Below are 14107 nucleotides of genomic sequence, written 5' to 3'. Positions count from 1 at the left end.
CGATCTTGCCCGCCGACGGCCGGCCCCGGCCGTCACGCGGGTGTCAGCCAGCCTGGCCGTCGGCGCGCACGCGCCACAGCGAAGGCGCGTAACGCCAGGCGAAGATCGCAAACGCCGCGGCCCAGCAGGCACCGGAGACGACGATCTCGGCCTGCATCAAGGCCGGCAGCAGCAGCGGCCCCAGCACGCGCACCCCGCCGCCGGCCAGCACCAGGCCGTAGGCGGCGATGTCCCAGCGGTCGGCGCGCAGCGGCCGGCCGGTGTGGCCGCGTGCGGTGCGCGTCATCATGCCCAGCGTCAGCGCGCCGATCGCGCCGGCGGTCAGCGCGTGCGTCGCCAGCGAGGGCTGGGCCCAGCCCAGCTCGGACGCGGCGCGAAGTGCGAGGTGCAGCGGGATCCAGGCGTAGGCAGCGTGCAGGATCCAGACCAGCGGATTGGGCCGCGTGCGCTGCGGCCGCCACAGCGCCAGCCGCACGCCGTGCGCCAGCGCGGCGACGGCTGCGACTGCGGCGACGATCATCGCCGGCAGCCCCAGCACGTCGGCCGCCAGCAGCGCCAGCACGCTGCCCAGCGCCACCTGCTCGACACGCGGGCGGCGTTCGGCGCCGGTGCCCGGCACGCCGTTGTTGGTGAACATCGGCACCACGCGGCCGGCGACGACGGCCATCACGAAGAGCACGACGTCCAGCCCGATCTGGATGCCGGCGCGCAGCGGCAGGTCCAGCACACCGAGCAGCGTCAGGTGGAACAGCGCCTGCGCGCCGGCCATCGCACACAGCAGCGCGACGAAGAAGTAGTTGCGCTGGTTGCGTCCGGCGTAGAGCGCACGCCCCAGGCCGACGGCGGCCAGCAGCGGGAACGCGACGTTGACGACCGCGGCAGCCAGCCCCCAGGGCGTCAGCACCAGCAGCCGGCCGGCGAGCCAGAGCGCGGCCAGCGCCGCCAGCGCGCCGCCGGTCGGCGTCGGCTGGCCCGACCAGTTGCGCCCGGCGGTGAACAGGAAACCGACGACCACCGCCAGCGTGAAGCCGAACAGCATCTCGTGCGCGTGCCACAGCGGCCCGGCGAGATAGGCCGCGCCCAGCAGGCCGGCGTACTGCAGCGACCACAAGGCGATCGACAGCGCGGAGAACCCGGCGGCCAGCAGGTAGAACGGGCGGAAACCCAGGCGCCAGAGGCCGAAGCCGCGCACCGGCTCGCGCGGCGTGAAATGCAGCGGGATCGTCGTCATGCCCGCAGCTCCGTCGTCGCGGGCACCGGCATCTCGCCGATGCGCAGGATGGCGTCGAGCTGGTCGCGGTTGGCGACCAGGTCTTCCAGCGTGTAGCGGTCGAGCACAGCGTAGAAGGCGTCGACCGCCTCGCCGAGCACGCCGCGCAGCCGGCAGCAAGGCGCGATCGCGCAGCCGCCGCCGCTGCCGAAACACTCGGCCGGCATCGCCTCGCCCTCGGTGCGGCGCACGATGTCGCCGACGACGATGTCCTGCGGCGGCCGCGCCAGCCCCAGGCCGCCGCCCTTGCCGCGCACCGTCGCCAGCACGCCTTCGGTGCCGAGGAAGTGCACGACCTTGGTCAGGTGGTTCTCGGAGGCCGAGAACTTGGCCGCGATCTCGCCGATCGTCGCGCGCCGGCCCGGGCGCGTCGCCAGGTAGATCAGCACGCGCAGGCTGTAGTCGGTGAAGCTGGTCAGTTTCATTGCCGGCTTAAAGCTGCATTTGGAATGCAGCAATCATAGTCGCCGCCGGCACGTGGAACAAGCGGCGTGGCGTGACGGCTTCCCGCAGGCCGCTTGACCCAGCGCAGGCCGAGCAGCGGCGAACGGGCATGAAATGGCTCCGATGCCTGGAATGCGTCCAGCTCTCGGACGCAGCCACCCGAAGAAAGCACACGATGGACCTGACCCGTACCACCTCGATCCAGCAGAAGCTGCGCGACGCCGACATCCTGCCGACGCTGCAGCGTGTGGCCGTCGGCACGGTGCTGTTCTCGGCGCCGGTGCACATGACGGCCGAGCAGGTGCTGCGTGCCGCGCGCGAGCACCTGCCGGGGCTGTCGCGCGCGACGGTCTACGCGGTGCTGCAGCTGTTCGTGCGCCAGCGCCTGCTGAAGGCGCTGCCGATCGAAGGCTCGGCCACGGTCTACGACTCGACCGTCACGCCGCACCACCACGTCTACAACGTCGACACCGGCGAGGTCGCCGATCTCACCGGCCCGGCGATCCAGGTGCTGGGCCTGCCCGAGCTCGGCGACGGCCTGGAACTGAGCGAGGTCGACGTCATCGTGCGCGTGCGCACGCGCCGCCCGGCGCCGGCGCTCAACGCCTGAACGGCTAGCATCGGCACGCCGGGCATCCACCTGCCGGACGCCGGCGCGCCGATGACCGACCCGACGATGCTCGAAGGCGGCTGCGACTGCGGCCGCGTGCGTTACCGCCTGCACGGCGCGCCGCTCGTCGTGCACGCCTGCCACTGCCGCTGGTGCCAGCGCGAGACCGGCACGGCCTTCGCGTTGAACGCGATGATCGAACGCGACCGGCTGGAGGCCACCGCGGAGGCGCCGGAGATCGTGCTCACGCCCTCGGCCAGCGGCCAGGGCCAGCGCATCGCACGCTGCCCGCACTGCCGCATCGCCGTCTGGAGCCATTACGCCGGCAGCGGGCCGCTGGTGGCCTTCGTGCGTGTCGGCACGCTCGACGACCCTGACCGCCTGCCGCCGGACATCCACATCTTCACGTCGACGAAACAGCCCTGGCTGGCGCTGCCCGAGGGCACGCGCGCCGTGGTCGAGTACTACGACGCCGCCGAGGTCTGGCGCCCGGAGAGCCTGGAGCGCCGCCGCGCCTTGAAGCCGCGCATCGACGCCTGGCGCGCCGCCGGCCGGCCCTGGGACTGATGCTGGCCACCACAGCAGGCGTCGCCGCCGGCGCCGTGGCGCTGCGCACGCTGGCGCACCAGGCCATCCTGCGCGGGCTGCGTGCGCCGCGCATGGCGCACGACGGCACGCACACGCGCCTCGCGATGGACGCCTCGCGTGTGCACGAGGTGCGCATCCCCGGCCCGCGCGGGCGAAAGCTCTTCGGCTGGCTGGTGCTGCCCGAACGCACACCGGCGCCCGCGGTGCTGGCGATGCACGGCTGGGGCGCCAACGCGACGACGATGTGGCCGGTGGCGCCGCCGCTGGCGGCCGCCGGCTTCGCCGTGCTGTTGCTGGACGCACGCTGCCATGGCGACAGCGACGACGAGGCTTTCACGTCGATGCCGCGTTTTGCCGAGGACATCGCCGCCGGCCTGGCCTGGCTGGGAACGCGGCCCGAGGTGCAGGCCGACCGGCTGGCGCTGGTCGGCCACTCGGTCGGCGCCGCGGCCTCGCTGCTGCACGCGGCGCGGGCGGGTGGCGTGCGCGGTGTCGTCAGCCTGTCGGCCTTCGCCCACCCGGACGAGGTGATGCGGCGTTTCCTGGCCGAAAAACGCGTGCCCTACCGGCCGCTGGGCTGGTACGTGATCCGCCACGTGCAGCGCGTGATCGGCGCCCGCTTCGACGACATCGCGCCGCTGGCCACCGTGCGCCGCGCCCGCTGCCCGGTGCTGCTGGTGCACGGCCGCCACGACACGACCGCGCCGTTCGACGACGCGCTGCGCCTGCAGGCCGCCGCGGCTCCCGGCACCGGGCTGCTGGCGGTCGACGGCGACCACGACCTGCGCGAGGCGCTGGCGCCGCATGTCGCCGACATCGTCGACTTCCTGCGCCAGGCCTGCGCGGCCGCGCCGGATACCATCGCCGGTATCGAAATCACCCCCGACAGCCGATGAACGCGCCCACGCTCTGCCAGGACGAATACGAGGTGCTGTCGGCGCTGGTGCCGCTGGCCGGGCGGCGCATCGTCGAGCTCGGCTGCGGCGACGCACGCCTGGTGCGCGGCGTGCTGCAGCGCCATCCGGACTGCCGCGTCACCGCGCTCGAGGTCGACGCGGTGCAGCACGCCAGGAACCTGGCCGCGCCGCCGACGCCCGGGCTGAGCTTCGTCGCAGGCGGCGCCGAGGCCGTGCCCACGCCGGACGCCAGCTTCGACCTGGCGCTGATGCTGAAGTCGCTGCACCACGTGCCGATCCCGGCGATGGGCCAGGCGCTGGCCGAAGCCGCACGGGTGCTGGTGCCGGGCGGCCTGCTCTACGTGTCCGAGCCGGTCTACGACGGCAGCCTGAACGACATCGTGCGCCTGTACAACGACGAAGGCACGGTGCGCGCCGCCGCGCAGGCGGCGCTGGACGAGGCGCTGGCGCACGGCCCCTGGACCGAGATCGTGCAGCACCGCTTTGCCCAGCCGGTGCGTTACGCCGACTTCGCCGAGTTCGAGCGTCGCATGCTGCGGCCGAGCTTCGCCACCTACACGCTGGACGACGCGACCGTCGAGCGCGTGCGCGCCGCCTTCATGCCGCACTGCGGCCCCGACGGCGCGGCCTTCGAGCGGCCGCTGCGGGTGCGGCTGCTGCGCCGCGAGGCAACATGAGCGACCGGCGCGCCGGTGCCGTGCTGGTGCTGCTGCAGTTCGTGCTGCTGACGGCGCTGGCCTGCGGTGCGGCACCGGCCTGGGCCGACCCGGCGGCGCCCTGGCTGGCGCTGGTGCTGGCCGCGGCATCGCTGGCCGTCGGGCTCGCGGCGGTGACGGCCAACCGCCCCGGCAACTTCAACGTGCACCCCGAACCGCGCGCCGGCGGCCGGCTCGTCGAGCACGGCATCTACGCCTGGATCCGGCACCCGATGTACGCCGCGCTGCTGCTGCTCGCGCTGGCGGCAGTCGCCGTGGCGCCGGGCGCGACGACCGTCGCGGCCGCTGTAGCGCTGGCCGTGGTGCTGTGGATCAAGTCCTCGCTCGAGGAGCGCTGGATGAGCGCGGTGCATCCCGGCTACGACGCCTACCGCGCCCGGACCCGGCGCTTCGTGCCGCGGCTGCTCTGACGCGACCGGGACGAAACAGGAACCTGAGCCTCGCGGCCCTTCAGCGGCCGGGGGCCTGCTGACGCTTGGCGAGCAGCGCGCGGCGCACGCAGTCCTCGATGGTGCGCACCTCGACCGGCTTCACCAGGTACTCGAAGGCGCCCAGGCTCATCGCCTTCAGCACGTCCATCGTCAGCGTGTCGGCGGTCAGGATGGTGATGCGCAGCCGGCGCTCGGCGATCTCCTCGCTGAGCCGGCGCACGACTTCGAGCCCGGAGATGTCGGGCAGGTGCATGTCCAGCAGCACGAAGTCGGGCCGGCACTCCTGCACCATGCGCACGCCGTCCAGGCCGTTGGCCGCACGCAGCAGCCGGATGCCAGGGTGGCGCGCGAGGATGCCCTCGACGACGGCGAAGTTCATCTCCACGTCCTCGATGTAGAGAACGGTTCCCTGGAGCTCTTCCAGCGGGGGGGCGGCAGGTGGGATCGACGGCATGCAAAAAAACGCGGCGGGAAACCGCCCCGACGCGCAGCGGGCAAGCATAGTGCTTGTGGCCAGCCCTGCAACGCCTGGGGAGGGTGACACGGTCGGCAATGCACCGACCGTGTGCGGAAACCGGGGGTGCGCGAAAGCCAATCCCGGTATAAGGGCGACCGGCGCGCGGGCCGCGTTCTGCGGCGCGGGCGGAGGATATCGGAGTTTCGATGGAAATCATCCAAAGTGACATCGTGATCGTCGGGGGCGGAGGCGCAGGCCTGCGCGCGGCGATCGCGGTCCAGGAAGCGGACCCCAGGCTGAAGGTCGCGCTCGTGTCCAAGGTGGTGCCGATGCGCAGCCACACCGTGGCCGCCGAAGGCGGCTCGGCCGGCGTGATCCGCGACGACGACTCGCTGGACCACCATTTCGACGACACCGTCTCGGGCGGCGACTGGCTCTGCGACCAGGACGTCGTGCGCTTCTTCGTCGAGCGCTGCCCCGAGGAGATGATCCGCCTGGAGCACTGGGGCTGCCCCTGGAGCCGCAAGGACGACGGCAGCATCAACGTGCGCTTCTTCGGCGGCATGAAGGTGCAGCGCACGTGGTTCGCCGCCGACAAGACCGGCTTCCACATGCTGCACACGCTGTTCCAGACTTCGCTGAAGTACCCGGGCATCCAGCGTTTCGACGAGTTCTTCGTCGCCGAGCTGCTGGTCGAGGACGGCCGCGTGCAAGGCGTGCTGGCGATCGAGATCGCCACCGGCAAGTTCTTCCTGCTGCGCGCCAAGGCCGTCATCCTGGCCACCGGCGGCGCCGGCCGCGTCTACAGCCAGAACACCAACGCCGGCATCGTCACCGGCGACGGCATGGGTCTGGCCTACCGCCACGGCGTCGCGCTGCGCGACATGGAGTTCGTGCAGTACCACCCGACCGCCCTGCCCGGCAGCGGCATCCTGATCACCGAAGGCTGCCGCGGCGAAGGCGCGATCCTGACGAACAAGGACGGCCACCGCTACCTGCAGGACTACGGCCTCGGGCCGCTGGACCCGTGGCCGCGCCCGAAGGCGATGGAACTGGGCCCGCGCGACCGCCTGTCGCAGGCCTTCTGGCACGAGGAACGCAAGGGCAACACGCTGACGACGCGCCACGGCAGCGCCGTCAACCTCGACCTGCGCCACCTGGGTGCGAAGAAGATCCACGAGCGCCTGCCGCTGATCACCGAGGTCGCCAAGACCTTCGCCGGCATCGACCCGGTGCACGACCCGATCCCGGTGCGCCCGGCGGTGCACTACACGATGGGCGGCATCGCCACCAACGGCCGCACCGAGACCTCGCTGCCCGGCCTCTACGCCGCCGGCGAGTGCTCCAGCGTCGGCATCCACGGCGCCAACCGGCTGGGCTCGAACTCGCTGTCGGAGATCGTCGTCTTCGGCCGCGTCGCCGGCGAAGCGGCGGCGCAGTACGTGCGCTCGGTGGGCGCGACGTCTGCGGCGTCGCTGGAGCGCCAGGCCCAGGCCGCCGTGGCGCGCCTGGAGGCGCTGCACCAGCACGAGCGCGGCGAACGTGTCGCCGTGCTGCGCGAGGCGCTGGGCGAGTGCATGGAGAAGAACGTCGGCATCTACCGCGAGGAGTCCGGCCTGGCCGAAGCCTGCTCGACGCTGGCCGAGCTGCGCGCGCGCTGGCGCGCCGGCGTCAAGCTCGACGACCGCAGCCGCGCCTTCAACACCGAGTGGCTGTCGGCCATCGAGCTCGGCTCGATGCTCGAGGTCGCCGAGGCGATGGCGCACTCGGCGCGCGAGCGCAAGGAGTCGCGCGGCGCCCACCAGCGCCTGGACGGCTACACCGAACGCGACGACGAACATTTCCTCGTGCACACGCTGGCCGAACGCCGCGGCGACGACGCCCCGGCGATCTCGCACCGCCCCGTCGTCATCACCACCTCGGCGCCGCGCGCACGCAGCTACGGCGGCGCCGGCACCAAGGCCATCCTGACCTGAGCCCCATGACGGACACGACCCCGACGCCCGCGACCGGGCGCACGATCGAGATCGAGTGCCTGCGCTTCGATCCCGAAACGGACAGCGCGCCGCGCTTCCAGAGCTGGCAGGTGCCGTTCGACGACGACACCTCGGTGCTGCAGGGCCTGCAGTACATCAAGGACCACTTCGACGGCAGCCTGACCTTCCGCTGGTCCTGCCGCATGGCGATCTGCGGCAGCTGCGGCAAGATGATCAACGGCGTGCCGCAGCTGTCCTGCCACGCCTTCCTGCGCGACTACTGGCCGAACAAGGTGCGTGTCGAGCCGCTGGCCAACTTCGCCATCGTGCGCGACCTGGTCGTCGACCAGAACGAGTTCCTCGACAAGCTGGAGTCGGTCAAGCCCTGGATCCAGCCCTGCGAGAACCGCAGCGTCGCCGACGGCCCGAGCCGGCAGACGCCGGCGCAGCTGGACCAGTACTATCAGTTCTCGCAGTGCATCAACTGCCTGCTGTGTTACGCCGCCTGCCCGCAGGTGGGGCTCAAGCCCGAGTTCATCGGCCCGGCGGCGCTGGCGCTGATGCACCGCTACAACGCCGACTCGCGCGACCGCGGCTGGGAGGCGCGTGCCGACGTCGCCAACGCCGAGGAAGGCGTCTGGGGCTGCACGCTGGTGGGCTACTGCTCCGAGGTCTGCCCCAAGGGCGTGGACCCGGCACACGCGATCAACCAGAACAAGGTGAACAGCACGATGGACTACTTCGGCGTGCGCAAGCTGCTCGCGCCCAAGGGAGGCGCCCGATGAGCCGCTACAAGCCGACGCTGAAGACCTACCAGCGCCCGATGGCCGGCTGGTGGACGAAGAACCCGTTCTACGTGCTCTACATGATCCGCGAAGGCAGCGCGGTGCTGCTCGCGGCCTACGCGCTGGTGCTGCTCGTCGGCTTGGCGCGCCTGGCCCAGGGCGAGGCCGAGTACGAGGCCTGGCGCGCGGCGCTGGCCTCGCCGCTGGCGATCGTCTTCCACCTCGTCGCCGCGGCGCTGGTCACGTATCACAGCATCACCTGGTTCGGCGTGATGCCGAAGACCGCGCCCAAGCTGCCCTTCCCGGGCCGGCTGGTCACCGTCGGCGGCTGGATCACGGCGCTGGTGGTCTCCATCGGCCTGATCGCCGTCGTCGCGGGGGTGACACGATGAAACGCTCGCACGAACCGATCTTCTGGTCGCTCTTCGGCGCCGGCGGGGTGCTGTCGGCGCTGGTCGGCCCGGCGCTGATCCTGATCACCGGCGTGCTGGCTCCGCTGGCCATCGTGCTGTCGCCCGACGCACTCAGCTACGCCCACGTGCACGCCTTCGTGCTGCACCCGCTGGGCAAGCTGGCAGTGCTGGCGGTGATCGCGCTGTTCCTGTTCCACGGCTGCCACCGCATGCTGCACAGCCTGCACGACCTCGGCGTGCACGCCGGGCATGGCGCGGCGGTGTTCTTCTACGGCTTCGCCACCGTGGGCAGCCTGGTCTGCGCGGCGCTGCTGTTCGCGATCGGGTTCTGACGCCCCTTCAGGCGCGCCGGCGGACGGGCGGCGGCGCGCCAGGACTTCGTCGACCGCCCGCGCGGGAGCCTCGATGGAGTTTCGTCCGATCCGGTCCATCCTGATCGCCAACCGGTCCGAGATCGCGATCCGCGTGATGCGCGCGGCCAGCGAGATGCGCATGCGCACGGTGGCGATCTATTCGCAGCAGGACCGCCAGGCGCTGCACCGCTTCAAGGCCGACGAGAGCTACCTCGTCGGCGAAGGCAAGAAGCCGCTGGAGGCCTACCTCGACGGCGACGACATCCTGCGCATCGCGCGCCGTGCCGGTGTCGACGCCATCCACCCCGGCTACGGCTTCCTGTCGGAGAACCCCGAGTTCGCCGAACGTGTCATCGCCGCCGGGCTGCAGTGGATCGGGCCTTCGCCCGAGGTGATGCGCGTGCTGGGCAACAAGGTCGCCGCACGCCATGCCGCGGTGGCCGCCGGCGTGCCGGTGATGCCGGCGACACCGCCGCTGCCGCGCGAGGTCGACGAATGCCGCCGCCTGGCCGAGGAGATCGGCTTCCCGGTGATGCTGAAGGCCAGCTGGGGCGGCGGCGGCCGCGGCATGCGCGTCGTCGAGAGCGCGGCCGAACTGCCGGCGGCGCTGGAGTCGGCGCGGCGCGAGGCGCTGGCCGCCTTCGGCAACGACGAGGTCTATTTCGAGAAGCTGATCCGCCGCGCGCGCCACGTCGAGGTGCAGATCCTCGGCGACCGGCACGGCAACCTGGTGCACCTTCACGAGCGCGACTGCACCGTGCAGCGCCGCAACCAGAAGGTCGTCGAACGCGCCCCGGCGCCCTACCTCGACGCCGCGGCACGCGCCGAGCTCTGCGACAGCGCGCTGCGGCTGATGCGCTCGGTGGGCTACACGCACGCCGGCACGGTCGAGTTCCTGATGGACGCCGACACCGGCCGCTGCTGGTTCATCGAGGTCAACCCGCGCATCCAGGTCGAGCACACGGTGACCGAGATGATCACCGGCGTGGACATCGTGAAGGCCCAGATCCGCGTCACCGAAGGTGCCTGGATCGGCGTCGGCGACGACGACCCGGCGCGCCCGTCGGCCGGCGTGCCGCCGCAGGCGCAGATCCCGCTCAACGGCCACGCGCTGCAGTGCCGCGTGACGACCGAAGACCCCGAGAACGGCTTCCTGCCCGACTACGGCGCCATCGCCGCCTACCGCAGCGCCGCCGGTTTCGGCATCCGTCTGGACGCCGGCACGGCCTACGGCGGCGCCGTCATCACGCCTTATTACGACTCGCTGCTGGTGAAGGTGACGGCCTGGGCGCCGACCGCTGACGAGACGATCCAGCGCATGGACCGCGCGCTGCGCGAGTTCCGCGTGCGCGGGCTGGCGACCAACCTGCAGTTCCTCGAGAACGTCATCAACCACCCGAAGTTCGCCTCGGGCGACGTGACGACGCGTTTCATCGAGCAGACGCCGGAACTGCTGGCCTTCGCCGCGCGCCGCGACCGCGCGACCAAGCTGCTGCGTTTCCTCGGCGAGGTCACGGTCGACGGCAACCCCGAGGTGCGCGGCCGCGCGCTGCCCGAACTGCCGCTGCCCAAGCCGGTGCTGCCACGTGTCGACGACGAGACGCCGCCGCCGGCGGGCACGCGCCAGCGGCTGCAGCAGCTCGGCGCCAAAGGCTTCGCCGACTGGATGCTGGCGCAGAAACGTGTGCTGATGACCGACACGACGATGCGCGACGCGCACCAGTCGCTGCTGGCCACGCGCATGCGCACCGCCGACATGCTGCCGATCGCGCCGTACTACGCGCGCGAACTGCACCAGCTCTTCTCGCTCGAATGCTGGGGCGGCGCGACCTTCGACGTCGCGATGCGCTTCCTGAAGGAAGACCCCTGGGAGCGCCTGGCGGCGCTGCGCACGCGCGTGCCCAACGTGTTGTTCCAGATGCTGCTGCGCGGCTCCAACGCGGTGGGCTACACGAACTACGCCGACAACGTCGTGCAGCAGTTCGTGCGCACCGCGGCCAAGGAAGGCATCGACCTGTTCCGCGTCTTCGACTCGCTGAACTGGGTGGAGAACATGCGGGTCGCGATCGACGCCGTGCTCGACACCGGCGCGCTCTGCGAAGGTGCGATCTGCGTCACCGGCGACCCCTTCGACCCGGCACGCGCCAAGTACGACCTGGGCTATTACGTGAAGACCGCGCGTGCGCTGCAGCAGGCCGGCGTGCACGTGCTGGGCATCAAGGACATGGCCGGCATCTGCCGGCCGCGCGCCGCCGCGGCGCTGGTCAAGGCACTGAAGGAGGAGACCGGCCTGCCGGTGCACTTCCACACCCACGACACCAGCGGCGCGGCCGCGGCCTCGGTGCTGGCGGCGATCGATGCCGGCTGCGACGCGGTGGACGGCGCGCTCGACGCGATGAGCGGGCTGACCTCGCAGCCCAACCTGTCCTCGATCGCCGCCGCGCTGGCCGGCACCGAACGCGACCCCGGCCTGCCGCCCGACGCGCTGCACGCGGCGTCGATGTACTGGGAGGGCGTGCGCCGCTTCTATTCGCCCTTCGAGTCGGAGATCCGCTCCGGCACCGCCGACGTCTACCGCCACGAGATGCCCGGCGGCCAGTACACCAACCTGCGCGAGCAGGCGCGTGCGCTGGGCCTGGCGCACCGCTGGACCGAGGTCTCGCGCGCCTATGCCGACGTCAACCGGCTGTTCGGCGACATCGTCAAGGTGACGCCGACCTCCAAGGTCGTCGGCGACATGGCGCTGATGATGGTCGCGCAGGACCTGACGCCGGCCGACGTCGCCGACCCGGCGCGCGACATCGCCTTCCCCGAGTCGGTGGTGTCGCTGTTCCGCGGCGAGCTCGGGTTCCCGCCCGACGGTTTCCCCGAGGCGCTGTCGCGCAAGGTGCTGAAGCTGGCGCCCGAGGCCGCGCCGCCGGCGCCATACCGCCCGGGTGACCGCATCCCGCCGGTGGACCTGGACGCGGCGCGCGAGAAGGCCGAGCGCGACTGCGGCACCAAGCTCGACGATCGCGGCCTGGCCTCCTGGCTGATGTACCCGAAGGTGGCGCGCGAGTACCACGAGCACCTGCGGCGCTACGGCGACGTCTCGATGCTGCCGACGCCGGTGTTCTTCTACGGCCCGCAGCCGCAGCAGGAGATCGCCGTCGAGATCGACCCCGGCAAGTCGCTGCTGGTGATGCTGCAGAGCGTCGCCCCCGACGGCGACACGGCGCACAAGGTGCAGTTCGAGCTCAACGGCCAGGCGCGCACGGTGCGCGTGCCGCGCGCCGGCGTGCAGGCCGCCGCGGCGCGGCCGATGGCCGAGCCCGGCAACCCCTGGCAGGTGGCGGCACCGATGCCCGGCGCCATCGTCAGCGTCGCCGTCGCGCCGGGCCAGCACGTGGCGCCCGGCGACACGCTGCTGGCGCTGGAGGCGATGAAGATGGAGACCCACGTCGCCGCCGACCGCGAGGCCGTCGTCGAGGCGGTGCACGTCAAGCCCGGCGAGCGGGTGCAGGCCAAGGAACTGCTGATCCTGCTGAAGCCGGCGGGCTGACCCAGCCGCGGCGGCGGCGCCATCCGGATTGGGCCCGATAGGGCCCATCCGTATGTATTCGTTAATCAGCCGTTAATAAATTCGACGCCAAAACCACTCCAACAAGAGGGCCGTCGAATGATCGCAGAGCAACCAACACCGCCTTGTGCTTGCTCCGCGTATCCGGTCTCGATCACCGCGGCGTCGCCGCCGACGGCGGCTGACGGCGGCCCGCCGCCCCGTCGGGACCGCTGCGCCGAACTCGAGCTCGAGCACGGCACGCTGCGGCTGCTGGAGGTCGAGCAGTCGCCGCGGCGCATCCCGCGCGACGCGGCAGCCGGCGGCGGCAGCGTCTCGCTGCTGGTGCAGATCGAGGGCAGCGCCCAGGTCGCCGGCCACCGGCGGCCGCAGCGCATCGGGCCCGGCGAAATCTGCCTGCTGGCACCAGGCCGCGACATCTGGATCGACCGCCAGCGTGCCGTGCGCCAGTTGCTGGTCGACCTGCCCACGACGCCGGCGTCCAGCGCCCCCGCGCTGCAGCGGCTGGACGGCCGCCAGCCCGAGGTGCGCGCCGCCGCCGCGCTGGCGCGCTACGTGTCCGGCCACCACGACCATCTCGCGCCGGCCGAGCGCCATGCGCTGGGCGACGCGCTGCTGCGCATGATCGAGCGCATCGCCGAGGGCGACGCCGGCGCCGCCGCGGGCGCCCCCGGCGAGAACGCCGCGATGCGCCAGCGCCGGCGCGCCGAGGCCTTCATCCTCGAGCGCCTGCACGACCGCCGCCTCGACGTCGCGCACATCGCGGCCCACCTGGGTGTCTCCACCCGCTATCTGCACCGGCTGTTCGACGACGGCCGGCAGGTCATGCAATGGGTGCAGGAGCAGCGGCTGCAGGCCTGCTGGCAGGAACTGCGCTCGCGCCGCGGCCGTCCGGTCGCCGAGGTCGCCTGGGCCTGGGGCTTCACCAGCCCGGCGCACTTCAGCCGCACCTTCAAGCGCCGCTTCGGAGTGCCGCCCAGCGCGGTCTAGGAGTCGGCGCGGCCAAAGCCGCGCCCACTCCCAGCCTGCGGTTTCACGCACGGCTCCCCCGAGCCCCCTCCACGAGGGTGCTCCCGCTCGTCGGACGCCCCCCTCCAGCCTCCTGTATGGACCGGGGAGATGGGTAACACCCGTGCGAGGACATGGGTGACAGAGAGGACGGGGTCAGCCCACCCCGTCCAGCTCGATGGCATCGAGCTTGTGATGGCAGAAGTAGACGTCGAAGGAGCCATCGCGATCAAGGCGAGGCCGCAAGGCGACGTGCTGCCCGATCAACGCCTTGCCCACTCGCAGCTTGATGCCGCGGATACTGATGCGCCCGCCGTCGTCGACACGCCGGACGATGTCTTCGGGGCCGTACTCGACGTCAGGCAGCTTACTGGGCATCGAGCGCATGCTGGCGCTGTAGCGGCTGGCCGGCGTTTGCATACCCAGAGCTTCATGCGGGCGCTCGAAGTTGTAGACGTGACGCCAGGAGTTGAAGTGCCGCTGGACATCGGTCAGGTCGCGAAACTTGCGACCCAGCAGCACTTCGGCGGCCAGCGTGCGGTGGAAGCGTTCGTCCTTGCCGTTGGTCTGCGGATGGGCA

The 14107-nt window shown here is 71.8% G+C and carries 15 protein-coding genes; 11 read left to right on the top strand and 4 right to left on the bottom strand.

Annotation, left to right across the window (positions count from 1 at the left end; translation table 11 throughout):
* Positions 1 to 43 precede the first annotated feature (43 nt).
* Together G5B56_RS15020 and G5B56_RS15015 are read right to left on the bottom strand one after the other, a co-directional pair.
* Positions 44 to 1231, bottom strand: coding sequence for an NnrS family protein (locus G5B56_RS15020; RefSeq protein ID WP_164963757.1), 1188 nt, complete (start codon positions 1229 to 1231; stop codon positions 44 to 46).
* Positions 1228 to 1695: an Rrf2 family transcriptional regulator gene (locus G5B56_RS15015; RefSeq protein WP_164963756.1), complete on the bottom strand. Its 468-nt coding sequence runs from the start codon at positions 1693 to 1695 to the stop codon at positions 1228 to 1230. Before G5B56_RS15015 ends, G5B56_RS15020 begins: the two co-directional genes overlap by 4 nt.
* A gap of 194 nt (positions 1696 to 1889) precedes the next feature.
* Between G5B56_RS15015 and G5B56_RS15010 the strand changes: the two genes are divergently transcribed.
* Genes G5B56_RS15010 through G5B56_RS14990 form a run of 5 tightly spaced genes read left to right on the top strand, consistent with a single transcriptional unit; the run spans position 1890 to position 4955 of the window.
* Positions 1890 to 2324 (top strand): Fur family transcriptional regulator, encoded by a 435-nt coding sequence (locus G5B56_RS15010; RefSeq protein ID WP_009858609.1) that lies wholly within the window; start codon positions 1890 to 1892, stop codon positions 2322 to 2324.
* A gap of 51 nt (positions 2325 to 2375) precedes the next feature.
* Entirely contained in the window at positions 2376 to 2891 is a 516-nt protein-coding gene (locus G5B56_RS15005; RefSeq protein ID WP_164963755.1) for a GFA family protein, read from the top strand.
* Positions 2891 to 3808, top strand: a complete 918-nt coding sequence (locus G5B56_RS15000; protein WP_164963754.1) for an alpha/beta hydrolase — start codon at positions 2891 to 2893, stop codon at positions 3806 to 3808. Before G5B56_RS15005 ends, G5B56_RS15000 begins: the two co-directional genes overlap by 1 nt.
* The gene (locus G5B56_RS14995) at positions 3805 to 4506 is read left to right on the top strand and encodes a class I SAM-dependent methyltransferase (RefSeq protein ID WP_164963753.1); all 702 of its coding nucleotides are present in this window, start codon (positions 3805 to 3807) and stop codon (positions 4504 to 4506) included. Before G5B56_RS15000 ends, G5B56_RS14995 begins: the two co-directional genes overlap by 4 nt.
* Complete coding sequence (locus tag G5B56_RS14990) at positions 4503 to 4955, top strand: isoprenylcysteine carboxylmethyltransferase family protein (RefSeq protein WP_009858613.1); 453 nt, start codon at positions 4503 to 4505, stop codon at positions 4953 to 4955. Before G5B56_RS14995 ends, G5B56_RS14990 begins: the two co-directional genes overlap by 4 nt.
* A 40-nt stretch (positions 4956 to 4995) precedes the next feature.
* On the opposite strand, the gene G5B56_RS14985 is transcribed toward G5B56_RS14990, so the two are convergent.
* Positions 4996 to 5430 carry a response regulator gene (locus tag G5B56_RS14985; protein ID WP_051141728.1) on the bottom strand — a complete coding sequence of 145 codons (435 nt, stop codon included), beginning with the start codon at positions 5428 to 5430 and terminating at the stop codon, positions 4996 to 4998.
* A 209-nt stretch (positions 5431 to 5639) separates the two neighbouring features.
* On the opposite strand from G5B56_RS14985, the gene frdA reads away from it, so the two are divergent.
* The 6 genes from frdA (at position 5640) to G5B56_RS20090 (ending at position 13509) form a co-directional block, all read left to right on the top strand.
* Positions 5640 to 7409, top strand: a complete 1770-nt coding sequence (gene frdA, locus G5B56_RS14980; RefSeq protein ID WP_164963752.1) for a fumarate reductase (quinol) flavoprotein subunit — start codon at positions 5640 to 5642, stop codon at positions 7407 to 7409.
* Between the two features lie 5 nt (positions 7410 to 7414).
* A complete protein-coding gene (locus G5B56_RS14975) occupies positions 7415 to 8194 on the top strand; it encodes a succinate dehydrogenase/fumarate reductase iron-sulfur subunit (RefSeq protein WP_164963751.1) in 780 nt (259 codons plus the stop codon).
* On the top strand, positions 8191 to 8586 hold the full coding sequence (locus G5B56_RS14970; RefSeq protein ID WP_009858617.1) for a hypothetical protein: 396 nt from the start codon (positions 8191 to 8193) through the stop codon (positions 8584 to 8586). The genes G5B56_RS14975 and G5B56_RS14970 overlap by 4 nt, the downstream gene beginning before the upstream one ends.
* Positions 8583 to 8939 (top strand): fumarate reductase subunit FrdD, encoded by a 357-nt coding sequence (frdD, locus tag G5B56_RS14965; protein ID WP_009858618.1) that lies wholly within the window; start codon positions 8583 to 8585, stop codon positions 8937 to 8939. Before G5B56_RS14970 ends, frdD begins: the two co-directional genes overlap by 4 nt.
* A gap of 73 nt (positions 8940 to 9012) precedes the next feature.
* On the top strand, positions 9013 to 12501 hold the full coding sequence (locus G5B56_RS14960; protein ID WP_164963750.1) for a pyruvate carboxylase: 3489 nt from the start codon (positions 9013 to 9015) through the stop codon (positions 12499 to 12501).
* A gap of 117 nt (positions 12502 to 12618) precedes the next feature.
* Positions 12619 to 13509, top strand: a complete 891-nt coding sequence (locus G5B56_RS20090) for a helix-turn-helix domain-containing protein (protein WP_164963749.1) — start codon at positions 12619 to 12621, stop codon at positions 13507 to 13509.
* Positions 13510 to 13683: 174 nt separating this feature from the next.
* On the opposite strand, the gene G5B56_RS14950 is transcribed toward G5B56_RS20090, so the two are convergent.
* Positions 13684 to 14107: integrase core domain-containing protein (locus tag G5B56_RS14950; protein ID WP_164963748.1), on the bottom strand; the 424-nt coding region annotated here is incomplete at its 5' end.

The organism is Rubrivivax sp. JA1026 (assembly GCF_011065555.1).
GTDB lineage: Bacteria > Pseudomonadota > Gammaproteobacteria > Burkholderiales > Burkholderiaceae_C > Rubrivivax > Rubrivivax benzoatilyticus.
The sequence above is the reverse complement of the archived record's forward strand: the minus strand, read 5'-3'. Positions and strand labels throughout refer to the sequence as shown.